Raw genomic sequence first — 20230 nt, 5'->3', positions numbered from 1 at the left:
TTCAACAATCAAATCGGGGGCCCAACCGGGCCTCCGTGGAGGAGTCATGACTAAATTTAACGCTTCACTGATTGCGGTAATGGTGGCAGGTGGTCTGTTTACCGTTGCTGCACAGGCCGCTGTGAATAACGAAAAGGTGTTTGGCGCGGCGTATCAGCCGGTTGCCAGCGTGCCAGCCAGCCAGGCGCAGATTGTCTATTACCGTACCGCGCAGGTGGCAGGCAGCGATGCTACGCACATCTATGTGGATGGCGAATATCAGTCGGCGCTGTTGCCGGGCATGTTCACCACCTTCTGCGTGTCACCGGGCAGTCACTCGCTCGGTGGCTTTATGAAGGATGAGCCGTACTACAAAGGCAAAGAGATGCAGCCATATCGCGACACCTTTGCCGGCGGTAAAACTTACTACGTGAAGGTCGATCCTGATGCGCTGGGTCGCCCGTTGCAGGTCAATCTGCAACAGGCGCAGCGTGAGCTGAAAATCCTGAAGGCGCAGGCGCACACGCTGAGCCGTGCCTCGGCGGTGGAAAACTGTCGTTACACCGCTCAGCCGACCATGGATTATGCGTTGTCGAGCGATGTGCTGTTTAACTTCGGTAAAGCGGGGCGCAACGATATCTCTAACCAGGGACGTCAGGCGATCAGCGAGCTGATTGGCAAGCTGAATAAAGACGGCGTGCAGCTGAACCGTATTCAGGTTATCGGCCATACCGATCCGATCGGTAAAGCGGCCACCAACCTGCGTCTTGGCCAGCAGCGTGCCAACACTGTGCGCATGTTGCTGATCGAGGGCGGCTTGCCTGCTCGCAACCTGAGTGCCAGCAGCGCCGGCAGCAATGAGACGGTAGTGCAGTGTAGCGGCTCGCGTGCCGAGCAGATCAGCTGCAACGCCCCTAACCGTCGCGTGGTGGTGCGCGTGCAAACGCAGTAATTTCTGACTGATTTGTCCTATGCCGGTGGCGATTGCCCCGGCATTTTTTTTGCCTGTTTTCCTCCGCTTATCGCCATCCAAGACCCGGCCTGTGGCTGGGATTCAGACCTTTCCTGTCTAATGCTCAGCATGTTTAACAGCCCTCGGAAATTTCCGACGGCAGCGGCGATAGCGCGGACGCATCGCCCAGAGCGAGGAAACAAAAGCAATGGTTGACGTCAATCTGGCGGTGGTAAGCGGTCAGCGCATCATTCAGGCCGAAAGTCTCAGTGCCAGTTCTAATCCGGTCACGATTAAAGCGGTAAAAGGCGCACGTTACGTGTTGGCTGAAGGCGACAAGCTAGTCGGCCCGCAGAACATCACGGTAAAGCGCAGCGGAAAAAATTTGTGGTTGATGCTGGAAGGCCACGATCAGCCACAGCTGATCATCGAAAACTATTACGACCATCCCGGAGAACTGATTGGCCGTGGTGAAGCGGGCGATTGGCACAACTACAGCTCGGCCAATGCCGATCGCGCCGAGGATCCGGCCGCGTTGCAGGATGGCGAAATGTCTCCGGTGCTCCTGAGCCAGGAAAATGCTGCCCAGCTGGAAAATCTCTCGGTTGATAGCAATGCGCTGGCGATGGGGCTGATCGCGGTTGGCGTGCTGGGAACAGCCGCCGCGTTGGTGTTTATCACCGGCGATAACCACAAAGATGACAAGCACGACGCAGCGCCTCCTGAAGCCATCGAAGAATTGCCCACAGACGATACGGCAAACGGCAAAGCGCTGATTGATAACATTACCGATGACGTCGGCGCAGAGCAGGGTGCTATCGCACCGGAAGCCACCTCCGACGATAGCCAGCCGACACTAAGTGGCAGCGGTTTGCAGCCCGATTCATCGGTGGAAATCAGTGATAACGGCAGCGTGATTGGCACTGCTGTTGTCGATGCTGCAGGCAACTGGCAATTCACGCCAGAAGCGCCGCTCACCGATGGGCAACACGAATTTGTGGTGGTGGTGACCGATCCGCAAGGCGCGGTATCCGCACCTTCCGATCCCGCAGTGGTGATTATCGACACCAGCAGCGTGCCCGCAGCGGAAGCGCTGAGCATGGAAGATTTACTACCCGCAGACAGTGACCTAATGAGTTGGGCACAACTGTCGCTGCCGGAAGAGCTGAACGCAGAGTCGTTAGTTAGCCCGGTGAACGACCATACCAGCAACACGCTGGATGACTTATCGAGCACAGGCCACTTCCCGGTCTGAACGCCTTAAATCCACAAGTCCGGCAGGAGCGTTGCCGGGGAGAATCAAAATGAACAGTTTAGATCGCAGCATGCTGCTGACATTAATCATCTGCGGCGTGGTTATGAGCAGTGTTTCATCGCTGGCACAAGCAGCGGTTGACCCACGCGCCTTTGGTGAAGTGTGGCAATCCCAAGGTACGCCAGCCGGTAATCAGGCGCAGGTGATCTACTACCGCACGCCAGCGGTGAGCGGTAAAGATGCCGCGATGGTGTATATCGACGGCGAATTCCAGGCGGCGTTATTACCGGGCATGTTTACCCGCTTCTGCGTGGCGCAGGGCAGCCATACGCTGGGTGCCTATCAAAAAGATGCGCCGTTCTACAAAGGTAAAAGCGAGCCCGGTTTCAGTGCCACCCTGAAAGGCGGCAAAACCTACTTTGTGCAGGTGGACGGTGAAGTTAACGGTCGTCCGTTGGCGGTAAAACGCGCCGATGCGGAGCAGCAACTGAGTACGCTGCGTTTGCAGAAACATGCGCTGTCGCGTGCCTCGGCGGTCGAAGCCTGCAATTACGACCAAAAACCGTCGATGGATTACACCCTTGGCAGTGATGTGCTGTTTAGCTTCGCTAAATCTGGTGTGCAGGATATGCAGCCAGCAGGGCGTCAGGCCATTGAAGCGCTGGTTACGCGTCTGAAGCAGAACAATGAACAGAACAACCGCATTGAAATCATCGGCCATACCGATGCCATCGGCAACGGCGCACGCAATCAGAAACTGGGTGCCGCCCGCGCTGCATCGGTTAAACAACTGATGATGCAGATGGGTATCTCGGGTGACAAGCTCACTACGCGCAGCATGGGCAGCAGCCAACCGGTGGTGCAGTGTCGACCAACGGCTGGCAAAGCTAACATAGCGTGTAACGCACCTAACCGCCGCGTCATCGTGCGCGTCGAAACCAGCCAATAACATTCCCGCCAGCCGCGATTCCCGGCTGGCTTTTTCATGAGGTAATAACGTGTTCAACAACTCTCTGATCTCCAGCGGAGTGCTTCTGGCTGGGCTGCTCAGCGCGCTGCCATCCTCCGCGATGCTACAGGCGCCCAATACCTTCGGTGACAAGTATCAGGCGGTTCCGCCTGTAGTACGCGAGCTGACGCAGATTGTGTACTACCGCGCAAAAGGCAGCGCTATTCATCCTGCGCCAGCCAACGTGTATGTCGATGGACGTTATCACACCAGTTTATTGCCCGGTGGATTCACCAGTTTTTGCCTGAAAGCCGGCTCTCACACGCTGGGAGCGTTCGTCAACGACCCACAATATCTCGGTAAAACCCAGGGGCGCTATATGGCGGATTTAATGGGCGGCACCACTTATTACCTGCGTGTAGACGAGCAGCAGCAACTGCAGCAGCCGCCCAGCGCGGTGCATCGACAGCAGGGTGAAAGCGAAGTGAAGCAGTCACGTCGTCAGATTCATGCGCGTTCTCGTGCCACCGACATTGTGCCCTGTGTCTATGACCGTGCCGCAGCGCAAAGCGCCAGTCATTACCTGTTCACCAGCAATGAGCTGTTCAAACAGACAGGCGGGATCATGATGCTGAGCGATCAGGGCATGGAAGCATTGAATGAAATGGTGGTGACGGTACGCCAGCAGCACCCGTTGTTGCACAGCGTCATTCTGCGTCTCGAGACCCGTACCGACGGCGAGGGCGTGTTGCGCAGCAAGGCAAAAGCGATTCGCAATGCGCTGACCTTAGCCGCTATTCCCGATGCCTTGATTCGCGCTGAGTTTGTCCACTGTGGCAGCGATTGTCCTGGAGACAATCCACGCGTGCAGATTTTGGTTCGCTAAGAATCTATTTTATTTTTATCAATTGGTTACCGGAAAAAATAACCCGTTAACCCGCTAAAGCAAGACCCGGCTCGTATCAGGGAGTTCGCACAAAAGCGAGAATTTTCCCACATTCCCGGAGCTATGTCGGGCCGAATTATTTAAAAAGAGATGCGGTGCATGAACGCAACAGAAACTGATAACCAACAGCAGGAACTCCAGTCACTGGCGCGAGTGCAAACGCGCATTGACGATACCTTGCTGCAAAGCGTGGACTGGATCTGCCGTCACTATGGTCAGGGGCGCAGCTTTGACGCGCTGACGGCCGGATTGCCGAAAGATGTCTTTCTTTCTCCGTCGCTGGCACTGACCTCGCTTGAAAGCGCTGGCATCACTGGCGGCCTGGTCGAGCGCAGCCTGTGGGATGTGCCGCAGCAGATCATGCCGGTGATTCTGGTACGTAAAGGTTCCGGCGGCTGCATTTTGCTGGACCGCGTGCGGAAGAAAAATGCCGAAGAGAAAATGACCTACTTCTATCAGGTGATTCTGCCCGAAGTGGGCGAAACGCCGGTAGAAATTGAACACGCCGAAATCGCAGAGTGGTACAGCGGTTTTGCTATTTTCGCCAAACCTACTGCCAAAGTGGATCGCCGCGTAGAAGAGGGTCTACCTGAAAACCAGAAGCACTGGTTGTTCAGCACCTTATGGCGCTATCGCCGTTATTATCGCAGCGCGGCCATCGCATCAGTGCTGATTAACGTGTTAGCGCTGGCGAGTATTTTCTTCACCATGAACGTCTATGACCGCGTCATTCCTAACCAGGCATTTGTCACCTTATGGTCACTGGCGATCGGCGTCACCGTGGCAATGCTGTTTGAAGCATTAACGCGTTTTATCCGTGCCCACCTGCTGGATACCGCCGGTAAAAAGGCGGATTTGATTGTCGGCAGCGTCCTGTTCCGCCAGGCGATAGCGGTGCGCATGGAGCATAAACCGGCTTCATCGGGCACCTTCGCTAACCAACTGCGTGAGTTCGAATCTCTGCGTGACTTTGTCTCCTCTGCCACGCTGGCTGCACTGGCTGACTTGCCGTTCGTGCTGCTGTTTGTCGGGGTGATTTTTATGATCTCCGGCCCGCTGGGCTTCGTGCCGCTGCTGATGTTGCCGCTTATCATCCTGATCAGCGTGATCATTCAGTGGCCGCTGGCGAAGATCATGCGTGAAAACATGAAAGATTCGGCGCTGAAGCAGGGCGTGCTGATTGAATCAATCGAAGGCATGGAAACGTTAAAAGCCACCAACGGCCAGGCACATATGCAACGTCGCTGGCAGAAATTCAGCGCCTTACAGGCCGCCAGCGGTTCTAAATCCAAACGTTATTCTACGCTGGCCACGACGGCAGTGACTTTCCTGCAACAGTTCCAGACGGTGATGCTGATTCTGATTGGCGTCTACATGATCGATGCCGGTGACCTGACGATGGGTGGCCTGATCGGTACGGTGATGCTGGCTGGACGTGCAACCGGACCGTTGGGGCAGGTGATTGGCCTGGCAACGCGTTATCAATCTTCGAAAGCGGCGCTGTCATCGCTAAATAAACTGATGGAGATGCCGACCGACCACAATCCAGAACAAGAATACATCCCTAACCCGGAGCTGAAAGGTGACATCACGCTGAAAGCGGTGGGCTTCTCTTATCCAGCACCGCCGATGCAGCCGAATCCCGAGATTCTCAAGGGCATCAACATCGATATCAAAGCCGGTGAGCGCATTGCCATTCTGGGCGCAATTGGGAGCGGCAAATCGACGCTGCTGCGCCTGATGGCGCGTCTTTATCAGCCGACCGCAGGACAGCTGTTTACCGACGGTCTGGATGTTAACCAGATCGACCCGGCGGACTGGCGTCGTCACATTGGCTTTGTCAGCCAGGATTCGCGTCTGTTCTACGGCTCACTGCGTGAAAACGTGATGCTCGGTATGCCGGATGCAGCACCGAATGAGTTCCTGCGCGTGCTGCGCTTAACCGGTCTCGATCAGATTGCGGCACGCCATCCGCTGGGCATCAACCTGCCGGTGGGTGAGAACGGCTGCAGCTTGTCCGGTGGTCAACGTCAGTTAGTTGCCTTAGCGCGTACCTTGCTGAGCCGCCCGGAAGTACTGCTACTGGATGAACCGACCAGCGCCATGGACAGCCAAACTGAGCAGATTTTCCTGAAGCATTTACATGCGGCAACGCAAGGCCAAACGCTGGTGATGGTAACGCACCGTCCTTCACTGCTGGGATTAGTTGATCGTGTGATTGTGATTGATAACGGCAAAGTGGCGATTGATGGGCCGAAAGAGACCGTGCTGGCGCGCTTAAGCGGCCAACCCACGCCGCCAGCCAAAACCGGCCAGGTAAAAACCGCAGCGCAACAACCGGCAGCGAACGCTGAACCGAATCCTGCTGCGAATCAAACCAGCGAAAAGCCAGCAGCCCCGATGGTTAACCGTCGCGCCGCAACAAACGCTGATGGCAAAAGTGATGTTGAGGTATCTGCATAATGTTTAGCTTATTTAGTCGCAAACCCAAATTGTCGGATGCCGACGCCGATTTCATGAATGACATCCAGTCATCACTGCTAAGCCAACGCACACCAGGCTCGCGCATGGTGATGTGGATTGTGATTGCGGTGCTGGCGGGTGGGTTAACCTGGGCACATTTTGCCCGCGTGGAAGAGATCACCAAAGGCGAAGCCAAAATTATTTCGAAGAGCCGCGAGCAGATTATACAGAGCCTTGAGGGCGGGATTTTAGCCGAGATGAACGTGCGTGAAGGTGAGGAAGTGGAACGCGGCCAGGTGCTGCTGAAAATTGACCCAACGCGCGCACAGGCCAGCTACCGCGAAGCTCTGAGCAAAGTGGTGGGGCTGAAAGCCACCATTGCGCGTCTGCGTGCCGAAGCTTACAACCAACCGCTGCGTTTTGATGATGAGCAGGTACAAAAAGACCAAACCGTCATCGAGCAGGAAACTAAAGCCTATCAGGCGCGTAAACGTGCGCTGGATGATTCGGTAAGTGCGCTGCAGCGCAGCTATGAGCTTTCCATGCGTGAGATTCGTCTGGCAGAACCGCTGGCGTCGCGTGGCTTGTTATCCGAAGTCGAACTGCTGCGTATGCGCCGTCAGGCCAACGAAATTCAGTCGCAAATTGTTGAGCGCCGTAACCGCTATCAGGCCGATGCCAACTCCGAGTTGAATAAGCTGGAGCTGGAACTGTCGCAAACCAGTGAAAACCTGATTGGCCGTGCCGACATCATGGAGCGCACCACCATCAGCGCACCGGTTCGCGGCACCGTGAAGAACATCCGCTTTAACACCATTGGCGGGGTTATTCAGCCCGGTGAACACATCCTTGAGATTGTGCCGCTGGAAGATCAGCTGCTGGTTGAAGCCAAAATCCGTCCTTCCGATGTTGCGTTCCTCCATCCCGGTTTGCCGGCCACGGTGAAAATCACCGCCTATGACTACGCCATTTACGGTGGATTAAAAGGCCAGGTGGAGTTCATCAGTCCGGACACGCTGAAAGATGACAGTAAAGCCGCCGCTGGTCGCCCCGACGATACCTATTACCGCGTGATGGTGCTGACCGAAACCAGCACCTTAAATGCCGGTGGCAAAGCACTTCCGATTATTCCCGGCATGATTGCTTCGGTTGAGATCCGAACCGGTGAAAAAACCATCCTTGATTACCTGCTGAAACCGGTGATGAAAGCGCGTGAAGCTTTCCGCGAACGCTAACAGAGAGACGACAATGAAAAAGATAAACACCTCATTGCGCCTGTTACCGCTGTTAGTTGGCGCGTTGATGGCGATGGAAAGTGGCGGTCTTTACGCCAATGATGATGACGAACTGTTGATGTTTGTCGATCTGAGCAAACAGCAAAAATCCGCGCCAGTGGCGCCGGTGCGCACCAGTAATTCGGTTTCTGCCGACGCGATGGCGAAAATGCTGGTGCAGCAAACCCAGACGCAGAAGCGTGCGCCCGCCGTGCCAGTAAGCAAGCCGCCTGTGGCAAAACCGGTGGTGGTGGCCTCTAAGCCGGTACTGAGTATGCCCGCGCCGTCAACACTGCCGGCCACGCCTTTACTTGCTAATCCGGTGGTCACGGTTTCCACCCCACCAGCTAAACCTTTGCTGGAGCAGGCGCAAGAAGCGATTACCACGCCGCAAGTTGAAAGCGCACCCCCGGTGAAATTGCTAGCTTCCTCGACGATCGAGACCCAGGCTCCGGCACCGATTCGTCAGGCCGCTGAACCTTCGCGTGTGGTACCGAGTGAATCGTTGAGGATCAGTGCGAAATCTGAACTGCCGGTGTTCCGTCCGGCGCCGTCCAGTGAACCGGTCGCCAGCAGCTTACCAGGCGTAGGTCAGCCGCAGTTAACGCCTGAACCGGCGTTATCGGTGGCGAAAGCGCCGGTGACGGTGCAACGTGCCAGTCCGGGCGAGCTGGAACTGCGCGGCATATTTTATCGTGCCGTAATGACGGCGCTGGAGCGCAGTCCGCAATTACGCAGCACCCAACTGCAAGTGGAAGCGGCAAAAGAGGATGTCAGCAATGCTAAAGGCCAGCGCTGGCCGCAGGTTGATGTCACCTCTAACTCACGCCGTTATGAATTTGGTAAAGGCAACCGCAATGCCAGCGACAGCAATATGCCGGCCTTCGGCGTTAACGTGGCGACCAATCTGATCGATTTTGGTCAAACCAGTAACACCATTAAAAGCAAAGAGTTCTCGGTTAAAGCGGCAGATTTCCAGAATACCGCGCAGGCAGAAGATTTGGCATGGCAAGTTAGTAATGGTTTGGTGGAGCTGAGTAAGCAGCGCCTGATCATTGAAATGAGTAAGCAATACGTTGCGCGTATGCAGGAACTGGTGAAAATGTTGAGCGGCATTGTTGAAGCTGACCAGGGCCGTCGCAGTGAGCTGACACAGGCCACCGGCCGTTATCTGCAGGCGCAATCCGCACTGGATAACGCCGTAGCAAAAGCGCGTGACACTGAAATTCAACTGTATCGTTTACTGGGCGAAAGCCAGGTACCGTTGCCGCCATCAATGCAGTGGCAGTTACAACCCGCTCTGCTGGATGCGTTGCTGGCGCAGGTAGATAAACACCCTACGCTGGCACAAGCGCGCGCGCAGTCTCTGGCCGCATCATCTGAAGCGGATGCGTTGAAATCCTCTTCTTTACCGAAGATCAACTGGGTGGTGAGCAAAGACACCGGCAAAGATTACTACGGTCGTGAGCAGGCATGGCAAACCGGGATTAACGTCAGTTGGGGGCTGTTCCGTGGCGGTTCCGCCAGTGCTGCAGAACGTGCGGCGGTGCAGCGTGCCGCAGCGATGCGTGAGCAAGCCGATAATCAGCGCGATGATCTGAAACAACGCGTGCGTGCCGCCGATCAGGATGCCCGTTCGATGCTGCAACGTGCCGATCTGTATCGCAATCTGACGCGTGAATCTGACCGCATTCGTCTGGACTTCTTTGACCAGTGGTACCACCTCGGCAAGCGTACCTTGCTCGATGTACTGAGTGCTGAATCAGATTATTACAACAACCGTGTTGGCGAAGTGACCAACCGTTTTGATGGCTACAGTGCTATTTTCCGCGGCTACGCCAGCGCAGGCCAGTTAATGAATTGGCTAAAAAATAATCCTCAGCCACGTTAATTCATTGCGCCTCTCATATTTTGAGAGGCGTCTTTTTTTGAGAGCATTATGAGCAATATCAAACGGAAAATTCGCCTGGCTTTACTGGACGATCACCCGATATTTCGTCAATCATTTAAAATTCTGTGTGATGAAGAAAAAGATTTAAAGCTGGTTGGCAGTTATGGTGAAAGTGCGGAGCTATTTACTCAGTTACAGTTTGTAAAATGCGATGTTCTGATCCTTGATTATCTATTATTGGCTGAAGATCAGGATGGATTGTCCCTGATTAAATCGCTGTTAAGCCGCTATCCTGACATCAATATTCTGTTATCTACTTCTGTTGAAAGTATGGCAGTTATCCGGGCGGCTTATATGTTGGGTATCAAAGGCTATATATCTAAACGCGAGAGTGGCACAGTCTATAGCTCCGCGATTCGTACTGTAGCGCATGGTCAGCGGTTTATTCCGCCTGCTATCGCGGAACAACTGGTGCAGTTCACCGGCAAAAATAATGACTATCTGCCTAAGCCGCACTCTCATGATGTGGATGCTTCATCCGTACTGGATAAACTGTTAACACCCAGTGAAACGACGGTGATCAGCTATTTCTTGTCAGGAATGTCGATCAGCGATATTGCCAAAGAACTTGAGCGCAGTCGTAAAACAGTCGCCGGACATAAAAATAATGCGCTCAGGAAAATGGGGATGAAAAGTGATTTAGAGCTATTCAAATTCCACAATGATTTTTTTAAGCAAAAAATCGCCTGAGGTACGCGCATCCAGTGATATTAAGCGCCATTAGGTTATAGTGTTTCTTATTTAGCCGTCGTCTATTCAGGAACACTATGACCATCGCCTGTTTGCATACCGCCGCCAGCAATATCGCTATTTTCGATGACGCTGCGCGCTCATTGGCCCTCCATAATCCCCTGAGCCATATCGTCATGCCACATTTGCTGGCGGAAGCGGAGCTGACCGGTGGCATGACCGCGCCGCAGCAGCACAAGCTGGAACAGTTGTTAAACAGCCTGACGCCATGGTTCGACGCGATTCTGATTACCTGCTCGACGCTGGGCCCGGTCGCCGATGGTTTTAACGCTGAAGGGCATGATTGCCCGGTTTATCGCACCGATCGCATGCTGGCCGATGCGGTGCACCGTTTGCCGGGAAAAGCGCTGGTGCTGTGTGCGGCAGAATCCACGCTGGCGGCGACGCGCGCGCTGTTTTGCCCAGCGACGCTGCCGGTTGCACAGCATCCTGACGTGCAGCTGATTCCTGGCGCCTGGGCGGCGTTTAAAGCGGGCCAGCAGGAGGCGTATCTGCAGATGATTGCGCAAGCGGTGGCAGAAGGGAAACAGCAGGGCGCGGATCACGTGGCGCTGGCCCAGGTTTCGATGGCGGCTGCGACCAGTTTGTTTAGACCGGATAATCAGCCGTTAACCAGCCCGCAATTGGCGTTGAAGGTTGTAAGTCATATTTCGTAGGGGCGCATTTATGCGCACCTGGCTGGAGGTCGCCATAAATGGCGACCCTACAAGTCATCTGTAAATAATAATCATTTGCATTAATGCTTATTACTCATTATCTTTAGCAACACTTTGTAACCTATCGCGATTTAACCACTATAAATCCTCAATCAAAGAGGACGCTTTTCTGCTGCCGCTTTTCAGGATCGCTCTTTTCATTTTCCTGACATACGCCCACATCTGCGATTTGGTAGACTTAAAACTGAGAATGAACGTTCACTACAGGATTATTCATGAAGAATTTTCAGCGCACGGCCATCGCCGGGCTGGTGTTATTGCTCGCCGCCTGTGACCAGAACAGCGCTCCGCCAGCGGGCGAGATGACCACCGAAGTCGGCGTGAAAACGCTGCAAACCGAGCCGGTGACGCTCGATAGCCAGCTCACCGGACGTGTGGTGGGCAGCATGGTGTCGGAAGTGCGTCCGCAGGTGGACGGCATCATCCAGAAACGCCTGTTTACCGAAGGTGATGAAGTTAAAGCCGGCCAGGTGCTTTATCAAATTGATGCGGCCAGCTATCAAGCCAGTTACGATCAGGCCGTTGCGCAGTTGAAAAATGCGCAGGCGTTAGTCAAAAGCAGCCAGTTAAAATCCGCGCGTTACAGCGCGCTGGTGAAAGAGAATGGCGTGTCGCGCCAGGATGCCGACGATGCGCTGGCAACCTATCAACAGAACGTAGCGTCGGTTGATCAATATCGTGCCGCTGTCGAAAGCGCCCGTATCAACCTCAACTACACGCAAATCAAAGCGCCGATTTCTGGCCGCATCGGCATCTCGTCGGTGACGCCGGGTGCGCTGGTGACGTCTGCACAAACCACCGCGCTGGCGACCATCCGCGCGCTTGATCCCATCTATGTCGATCTCACCCAATCCAGCGTGCAACTGCTGAAACTGAAGCGTCAGCAGGCTTCTTTACAGCACAGCAGCGATGTGGTGCCGGTGACGGTCAAACTGGAAGACGGCAGTAATTATGATCATTCCGGCAAGCTGGAACTGACCGAAGTAGCAGTTGATGAAGCCACCGGAACCGTCACGCTACGCGCGATCTTCCCCAATCCGCAGCATGAATTGTTGCCGGGCATGTATGTGCGCGCCAGCGTCACCAACGGGGTTAAAAACGATGCGATTCTGGCCCCGCAGCAGGGCATCACGCGAGATGCCAAAGGCAACGCCACGGCGCTGGTGGTGGATAAAGAGAACAAAGTGCAGAGCCGGGAAGTGGTGACCGATCGGGTTATCGGCAACACCTGGCTGGTGACCAGCGGCTTAAACAGCGGCGACAAACTGATTGTCGAAGGCACCGCCAAAGTGCAGGCCGGGATGACGGTAAAAGCAGTTGAAGTGACGCCGAACAGCGCCAGCAGCGGAGGCCAGTAATTATGTTGGCTCAGTTCTTTATTCGCCGCCCGGTATTCGCCTGGGTGATCGCCATCTGCATCATGATGTTTGGCGTGCTCAGCATCAAAAGTCTGCCGATTGCGCAGTATCCCGACGTCGCGCCGCCGCAGATCAGTATTCAGGCCACTTACACCGGCGCGTCGGCGGAAACGCTGGAAAGCAGCGTCACGCAGGTGATCGAGCAGCAGCTCACCGGTATCGACGGCTTGCTCTATTTCGATTCCACCAGCACCGCTTCAACCGGCCAGGTGAAAATCAACGTCACCTTCCAGCAGGGCACCGATCCGGACATTGCGCAGGTGCAGGTGCAGAACAAAGTGCAGCAGGCCGAAAGCCGCTTGCCGACGTCCGTCACCACGCAAGGCGTGACGGTAGAGAAGGCGCAGAGCGACTTCCTGCTGATTCTGGCGCTGTACGATAAAACCAACAAAAGCACCTCGGCCGATGTAGCGGACTACATGGTCAGCAACATGGAAGACTCGCTGGCGCGCGTGCCGGGCGTCGGCAGCGTTGAGGTGTTTGGTGCCGAATACGCCATGCGCATCTGGCTCGATCCCGCCAAACTCGCCTCCTATTCACTGATGCCATCCGATGTGACAAACGCGCTGGAGAGCCAGAACACCCAGGTTTCATCGGGTCAGTTAGGCGCGCAACCGGCCAGCAAAGAGCAGCAACTGGTGGCGACCGTGCGTTCGCGTTCGCGTCTGCAAACGCCGGAACAGTTCCGCAATATCGTGCTGAAAAGCCAAAACGACGGCTCAGTGGTGCATCTTAGCGATGTGGCACGCGTAGAAATGGGAGATGAGGATTACAGCGCCAACGTGCTGGCCAACGGTCATCCGGCTTCGGGGATCGCGGTGCAGCTGGCGTCCGGCGCCAATGCGCTGTCAACCGCCGAACAGGTAAAAGCCACCATCGACGAATTCCGCAGCAGCATGCCGGCGGGCTATGAAGTGGCGTATCCGCTCGACAGCACCGACTTCGTGAAAATCTCGATCGAAGAGGTGGTGAAAACCCTGATCGAGGCGGTGATCCTGGTGGTGATTGTGATGTTTGTGTTCCTGCAGAACATCCGCACCACGTTGATTCCGGCGATTGCCGTGCCGGTGGTGTTGCTCGGAACCTTTGGCGTGCTGTCGCTGTTTGGATACTCGATCAACACCTTAACCATGTTCGGCATGGTGCTCGCCATCGGGCTGTTAGTGGATGATGCGATTGTGGTGGTGGAGAACGTCGAGCGCGTGATGCGCGAAGAGGGTTTACCGCCGCGTCAGGCCACCGAGAAATCGATGAAAGAGATCACCGGCGCGTTGATTGGTATCGCGCTGGTGCTGTCGGCGGTATTCCTGCCGATGACCTTCTTCAGCGGCTCAACCGGCGTTATCTATCGTCAGTTCTCCATCACTATTGTTTCCTCGATGGTGCTGTCGGTGATTGTGGCGCTCACACTGACACCAGCGCTGTGCGCCACGCTGCTCAAACCGCATAACGAAGAAGGCGGCAAAAAGGGCTTTTTCGGCTGGTTTAATCGCAGCTACGAACGCGTGCAGGCGCGTTATCACAATGGCGTCGGCCATGTGCTGCACAGTTCGGTGCGCTATCTGCTGCTTTACGCGGTGCTACTGATCGGTTGCGCGGTGATGTACATGCGGTTGCCGACCGGCTTCCTGCCGACGGAAGATCAGGGCTACATCATGGTGCAATATCAGCTGGCACCGGGCGCGACGGAAAACCGTACCAGCGAGGTTCGTCGTCAGGTACAGGAATACTTTGCCACTAAAGAAAAAGACAACGTCAACGTCAGCATGCTGGTGAACGGCTTCAGCTTTGCCGGCAGCGGCCAGAACGCCGGGATTGGCTTTATCTCGCTGAAGAACTGGAGCGAGCGAAAAGGTACAGAAAACAGTGCCGATGCGATTGCCGCGCGTGCGATGGCCAGCCTGGCCAGCATTCGTGATGCGCAGATTTTCGTGCTGTCGCCGCCGTCGGTGTCTGGTTTAGGGCAGTCAGACGGATTCACCTTCGAACTGCAGGCGCGCGGCACCACCGGGCGCGACCAGCTTCTGAAGATGCGCAACCAGCTGATTGCTGAAGCCAATCAGGATCCGCTGCTCAGCGCGGTGCGTGCCAACACCTTGCCAGATTTACCGCAGCTGCAGGTCAATATCGACGATGAAAAAGCGCAGTCGCTGGGGCTCACCATCAGCGACATCAACGACACGCTCAGTGCGGCGATTGGCGGCAGCTACATCAACGACTTCACCGATCGTGGCCGCGTGAAGAAGGTCTATATGCAGGGCGATCAGCAATTCCGTAGCAAGCCGGAAGATATCGATCACTGGTACGTGCGCGGCAGCGATAGCAACAGCAATACCACCATGGTGCCGTTTGCGTCGTTTGCCTCGTCAGAATGGGCGTATGGCCCGGATGTGTTGTCACGCTACAACGGTCTGGCGTCCTACGAGATCGAAGGTTCGGCGGCGGCAGGCAAGAGTTCCGGGGACGCGATCGGCGCGATGGAAAAACTGGCGGCGAAGCTACCAGCGGGCACCACCTTTGCGTGGAGCGGTTTGTCTTATCAGGAAAAACTCTCCGGCAACCAGGCAATGTCGCTGTATGGCATCTCGCTGATTGTGGTGTTCCTGTGTCTGGCGGCGTTGTATGAAAGCTGGTCGGTGCCGTTCTCGGTGATGATGGTGGTGCCGCTCGGCGTGATCGGCTCGCTGCTGGCAATCAGCCTGCGCGGACTGGAAAACGACGTCTATTTCCAGGTGGCGCTGTTAACCATCATTGGCTTGTCGGCGAAGAACGCGATTCTGATCGTTGAGTTCGCCGAAGACAATTACCGCAAAGGGGAAAACCTCGTGAAAGCGGCGACGCACGCGGCATCGATGCGTCTGCGTCCTATCATCATGACCTCGCTGGCGTTTACCGCTGGCGTATTGCCGCTGGCGATTTCCACGGGCGCGGGCGCCAACAGCCGCATTGCGATTGGTACCGGCATTATTGGCGGTACGTTGACCGCCACCTTGCTGGCGATCTTCTTTGTTCCGCTGTTCTTTGTTCTGGTGCGTCGCGTCTTCCCGGCGATTCCGCATGACGATAATCATCAATCTGTGGCGAAGGCGGGGGAATAACATGTCGGCAAAACTCTTAATGGTGTTAATTCCCGCGCTGCTGTCGGGTTGTGTCTCACTCGATCCGCACTATGAACGCCCGCAAGGCGCGGTCAGCAACCAGATGCCGAGCGGTGATGCCTATCGTTCACTGCAAGGCACGCAGGCCAGCAACTACCGCGACCTGATCTGGCAGGATTATGTGCTCGACGCCAAACTGCGTCAGGTGGTGGCGATGGCGCTGGATAGCAGCCGCGACCTGCGTGAAGCGGTGGCCAGCGTGAAGTCTGCGCATGCGCAATATGGCGAAGAGCGCGCCAATCTGTTCCCGACCCTCAGCGCCGGCGTGAGCGGCACGCGCTCTCGTGAGTTGACCGGTGAAGGCAATCAAACCGCCATCAGCAACAGCTATTCTGCAGAAGGCAGCGTGAGTTCGTTTGAACTCGATCTGTTTGGCAAAAACCAGAGCCTGACGCGCGAACAGTATGAAACCTACCTCGGCACGCTGCAGGGCGCGCGCAGCACGCGTCTGACGGTGTTGTACAACACGGTGGATTACTGGCTGCAACTCGCCGCCGATCGCAGCAATCTGGCGATTGCCAAAGAGACCGCCGAGAGCGCGCGTCAATCGTGGCAGGTGACGCGTAAGCAGATGGAAAATGGCATCGCTTCGATGGTGGATGTCTCGTCTGCGGAAACCACTTATCAATCTGCGCAGGCCGATGTCGCCAGCTACACCACGCTGGTGGCGCAGGACAAAAACGCGCTGGATTTAGTGGTGGGCCGCAGCGTGCCGGATAACCTGCTGCCGGACAGCATTGAATCGATTGGTAACGCATTGCGTGAGGTGCCGGCAGGCGTCTCATCGGATGCGCTGCTAAATCGCCCTGATGTGTTGCAAGCCGAGCATAATCTTAAATCTGCCAACGCCAGTATTGGTGCGGCGCGTGCCAACTTCTTCCCGAGCATTACGCTGACCGGCAGCGGCGGCGTCGGCAGTGCCGATCTCTCGACGCTGTTTAAAAACGGAGCGGGCATTTGGTCGTTTGCGCCAGGCATTTCGCTGCCGATTTTCCAGGGCGGCTACAACGTTTCTTACCTGAAATACACCAAAGCACAGAAAGAGTATTACGTGGCGGCGTATGAGAAAGCGGTGCAAACCGCCTTCCAGGAAGTGGCGGATGCGCTGGCGCGTCGCGGCACTATCAACGATCAGCTCAGCAGTCAGCAGAGTAATGTGGCGGCGTCGCAAACCTATTACCATCTGGCGGATTTGCGCTATCGCAACGGCGTTGATACTTATCTCAATGCCCTGACCGCGCAGCGCACGCTGTACAGCGCCCGCACCAGTCTGGTGAGTACGCAGCAAGCCTATTACCTGAATTTGATCACCTTCTATAAAGTGATGGGCGGCGGCACGGCGTTGAAAGAGTCTGAAATAATGAGCACGCAATAACTGCGTAATGCTCGTCAGTTAATCGTCTTTCGGTCGCCATAAATGGCGACCCTACAAAGGATTGGCGCGTTTTTCGTAGGGTGCGCATTTATGCGCACCAACCGCAAATATTGGAAACATTGTCATGGTTTCTCACCGGATACGCATCGCGTATGATAACGCAATTAAAACGATAAATTATTTTTCGGAGCCAATGTGAGCCACTCTGAACATGACGAATTCTTTTTGCAGCGTCAGCAGCAGATTATTAATGCGGCAAAAGTTTGTTTCAGTCGCTCCGGATTTCATGGCGCCAGCATGGCGGATATTAGCCGTGAATCCGCTTTAGGGGCAGGGCAAATATATCGTTACTTCAGCAGTAAAGAGCTAATTGTCACGGAAACAATCAAAAGCATCGCGCACAACTGGCGCCTGTTTTTAGTACAACATTTACCTGCGCAACAATCGACGCAGGATATTATCAACGCTGATTCACCATTCTGGCAGCATTGGCCGAGTCAGGACCGGAAATTATTACTGGAAATGTATTCTGAGGCGTCGCGAAATGAATCGGTGCGCACCATTCTGGCCCAGCAAGAGCAATTATTACTTGCCGAATTAGATGTGCATTTTGCCGCACAAACAGCTGAAACCAACGCATCGCAACGCGCCAACCGCATTCAATTTTTATTGCTGCTGGTGGATGGTGTCGCCTGCCGCGCGTTTGGCGATAGCGACCTTGATCAGAATGAAATGCAGCGCGTGAACGGCATTCTTAGCCAGCATCTATTCGGTTGAGATTAGGCAGCACTGTGCGGGTAGACGTCATGCACCACCGCATTGAAAAACGGCATAAAGCCCGGCGCGAGATCGCGCTGTTTCATGCAACGGCGAATAATGACGCCGTCAATAATCAGCGACATCACATATAAGCGGGTGTGAATGGCATTGGCGTCCTGTTCGGGATGCAGCGCCTGCTCCTGAGCGATAAAGTTATTTTTAAGCTCATGCCAGGCATCGAACATAATTTGCTGGATGCGATTATTACGCGTGGCTTCAGACGACACTTCCATCAGCAGAATAATACTGTTTTCCACTGCCGCAGGCACAATATCTTCCGCTTCATGATACTGTCCCTTCATATGCGCGATACGTTCGAAATCGGCATTCAGCAGCGCGATCATCCGTTGCACCACACTGGTGACTAACGCCTCAATGATCGCCTCTTTGTTTTTATAATATTTATAAATTAAACCGATGCTGACGTCGGCCTGAGTGGCAATATTCTGAATCGATGTCTGGTGAAAACCTTTTTGCCGCATGCATTGCTCGGCGGCGGTAAGAATTTGTTCGCTTCGATTCATGATTATTACACTCACAGAATAAAGCGGCTATTTTACGCAATTAAACCTGCGCTGGCGATTAATAAAAACATTAACCTGATCTTATTATTTCGGCACTTAATCGTTGTTCAGTTTTTTTGATTTAAGCGAGCAGTTTTGCCTGCTGTTCATGATTTTCCAGACCTTTATGATGGTGGACAGAGAAAAATCATCAAGGAGTTACACCATGAACATTCTGCGCGCCCAACGCGATCAGCTGTTTGAATATGGTCCGTTTAACATTCGCCGTCAGCGTCCAGGTGAAGCGTTTGGACCGCTGGAGATTGTCGATCACATGACGCTGCAGCTGGATGCCAGCATCCCGCTGCATTCGCATCAGGATAGTGAGATTTTCAGCTACGTTTGGCGCGGTTCGCTGCTGCACAGCACCGAGCAGGGTGAAACGCATTCCCTCAACGCCAAACGCGCGCTGCTGCTGAGTGCAGGCAGCGGGATACGCTTTGCCGAGTCTGCGCCTTTTATCGAAACCGAACTGCTGCAGGCCACCATTCGCCCAGCTCAAACCGGCGGTGAACCGCAGGTGAATACCTTTACCCGTGCGGAAGGTGCGGCAGTCAACGCATGGACGTTACTGGCAGGGCCGCACGGCAGCGAGGCGCCGCTGCCACTGAATCAGGCGGTATATATTTATGACCTGAAACTGGAGCGCGGCCAACAGGTGGATGTGCCACAGCGTGCAGGCTTTTCCAGCTGGATTACCGTGCTGGACGGCATTGTGCGTATCGATAATGAACGGTTGCACAAGGGCGATTCCGTGAGCGATACCGCGCCATTACCCGTGCTGACGGGAGAACGGGATGCAACGCTAATCGCCTTTCTGGTGCAGTAATACATGTAGGGTCGCCAATCATGGCGACCTCTGCCCATTTGATGCGCACCTAACCCTTCCTCCTCATAACATCGTGTTATCATCTGCGAATAAAACACAGGAGCAGGCTAATCCCATGAAAAAGAAAGAGTTCGTTACCCAGGATTTGCTGAGCAAGATTTATCAGGAAGATACCTCCGCGCCACGCAAATTGCCGCCTGAACGCCAGCTGGCCGAAGAGTATGGCGTATCACGTTTCACCATCCGGCAAGCACTGGAGAAGCTGGTCAGTATCGGAGCGGTGCGTATCGTGCAGGGATCGGGCATCTGGATTAACGAAACGGTGCGTAATAACCCGCTGGTGTATAACTCGATTACCGAAAAGCGTTTCGATCAAATGCATTACCGTTCAATCGGCCTGCGTAAAAGACGCCCGGACAGTGACGAGCAACAGATATTCGCTATTAACGATGATGCTTTTATCTGGGAGTTTTCCCGCCTGCGCTATGTCGATAATGTGGCGGTACAGATTGAAATATCGCGCATGCCAGCAACCTTATTTAGCGATATCAACGGTGACATTATTGAGCGATCGATACAGCAATATGTGTTGTCCAAAGGCTATCAAATCTCTCATTTACTCACCAGCTACCGCGCGATTAGCGTTAATCGCGAACAGGCGACGCTACTGGGTTGCAAAAAAGGCAGTCCGGCAATGCACATTATTAACCGTGGTATTTTGCAAGGCGGGCAGGTGTATGAAATCAGCGACATCGTTGATATTAATTACACCTGCACCTATTTGATTCCGCATAACCCGGATAATCTGCGTTTCCGCCAGCAACAGCGCTAAA

Annotated in this window: 16 protein-coding genes; 15 read left to right on the top strand and 1 reads right to left on the bottom strand. The window is 54.7% G+C overall.

The window, feature by feature from the left end:
* Window positions 1-46 precede the first annotated feature (46 nt).
* From BM323_RS00290 to BM323_RS00230, 13 genes are all read left to right on the top strand, one after another.
* A complete protein-coding gene (locus tag BM323_RS00290; protein WP_008107970.1) occupies window positions 47-931 on the top strand; it encodes an OmpA family protein in 885 nt (294 codons plus the stop codon).
* Window positions 932-1139: 208 nt separating this feature from the next.
* A complete protein-coding gene (locus tag BM323_RS00285; protein WP_008107972.1) occupies window positions 1140-2186 on the top strand; it encodes an Ig-like domain-containing protein in 1047 nt (348 codons plus the stop codon).
* 49 nt (window positions 2187-2235) lie between these two features.
* Complete coding sequence (locus BM323_RS00280; protein WP_008107973.1) at window positions 2236-3135, top strand: OmpA family protein; 900 nt, start codon at window positions 2236-2238, stop codon at window positions 3133-3135.
* Between the two features lie 49 nt (window positions 3136-3184).
* Window positions 3185-4021: a hypothetical protein gene (locus tag BM323_RS00275; protein WP_008107974.1), complete on the top strand. Its 837-nt coding sequence runs from the start codon at window positions 3185-3187 to the stop codon at window positions 4019-4021.
* 159 nt (window positions 4022-4180) lie between these two features.
* Complete coding sequence (locus BM323_RS00270; protein WP_091003157.1) at window positions 4181-6544, top strand: type I secretion system permease/ATPase; 2364 nt, start codon at window positions 4181-4183, stop codon at window positions 6542-6544.
* The gene (locus BM323_RS00265; protein ID WP_008107976.1) at window positions 6544-7779 is read left to right on the top strand and encodes an HlyD family type I secretion periplasmic adaptor subunit; all 1236 of its coding nucleotides are present in this window, start codon (window positions 6544-6546) and stop codon (window positions 7777-7779) included. The genes BM323_RS00270 and BM323_RS00265 overlap by 1 nt, the downstream gene beginning before the upstream one ends.
* 13 nt (window positions 7780-7792) lie before the next feature.
* Window positions 7793-9709: a TolC family protein gene (locus BM323_RS00260; protein WP_008107977.1), complete on the top strand. Its 1917-nt coding sequence runs from the start codon at window positions 7793-7795 to the stop codon at window positions 9707-9709.
* 48 nt (window positions 9710-9757) lie between these two features.
* A complete protein-coding gene (locus tag BM323_RS00255; protein WP_008107979.1) occupies window positions 9758-10459 on the top strand; it encodes a response regulator transcription factor in 702 nt (233 codons plus the stop codon).
* A 77-nt stretch (window positions 10460-10536) separates the two neighbouring features.
* Complete coding sequence (locus BM323_RS00250) at window positions 10537-11175, top strand: aspartate/glutamate racemase family protein (protein ID WP_008107981.1); 639 nt, start codon at window positions 10537-10539, stop codon at window positions 11173-11175.
* Window positions 11176-11450: 275 nt separating this feature from the next.
* Window positions 11451-12593, top strand: a complete 1143-nt coding sequence (locus BM323_RS00245; protein ID WP_008107983.1) for an efflux RND transporter periplasmic adaptor subunit — start codon at window positions 11451-11453, stop codon at window positions 12591-12593.
* Window positions 12594-12595: 2 nt separating this feature from the next.
* Window positions 12596-15751: an efflux RND transporter permease subunit gene (locus tag BM323_RS00240; protein WP_008107985.1), complete on the top strand. Its 3156-nt coding sequence runs from the start codon at window positions 12596-12598 to the stop codon at window positions 15749-15751.
* A gap of 1 nt (window position 15752) precedes the next feature.
* Complete coding sequence (locus BM323_RS00235) at window positions 15753-17186, top strand: efflux transporter outer membrane subunit (RefSeq protein ID WP_008107987.1); 1434 nt, start codon at window positions 15753-15755, stop codon at window positions 17184-17186.
* Window positions 17187-17381: 195 nt separating this feature from the next.
* A complete protein-coding gene (locus BM323_RS00230; RefSeq protein WP_008105868.1) occupies window positions 17382-17963 on the top strand; it encodes a TetR/AcrR family transcriptional regulator in 582 nt (193 codons plus the stop codon).
* A gap of 2 nt (window positions 17964-17965) precedes the next feature.
* Here the strand turns inward: BM323_RS00230 and BM323_RS00225 are convergent, their stop codons facing one another.
* On the bottom strand, window positions 17966-18529 hold the full coding sequence (locus tag BM323_RS00225; protein ID WP_008105870.1) for a TetR/AcrR family transcriptional regulator: 564 nt from the start codon (window positions 18527-18529) through the stop codon (window positions 17966-17968).
* A gap of 205 nt (window positions 18530-18734) precedes the next feature.
* Between BM323_RS00225 and BM323_RS00220 the strand changes: the two genes are divergently transcribed.
* Both BM323_RS00220 and BM323_RS00215 read left to right on the top strand, forming a co-directional pair.
* Window positions 18735-19397, top strand: coding sequence for a pirin family protein (locus tag BM323_RS00220; protein WP_008105871.1), 663 nt, complete (start codon window positions 18735-18737; stop codon window positions 19395-19397).
* Window positions 19398-19512: 115 nt separating this feature from the next.
* A complete protein-coding gene (locus BM323_RS00215) occupies window positions 19513-20229 on the top strand; it encodes a GntR family transcriptional regulator (RefSeq protein ID WP_008105873.1) in 717 nt (238 codons plus the stop codon).
* The last annotated feature ends 1 nt before the right edge of the window (window position 20230 follow it).

The sequence above is a fragment of the Pantoea sp. YR525 genome (genome assembly GCF_900116775.1).
GTDB lineage: Bacteria > Pseudomonadota > Gammaproteobacteria > Enterobacterales > Enterobacteriaceae > Pantoea > Pantoea symbiotica.
This window is presented reverse-complemented; position numbering and strand designations above follow the sequence as displayed.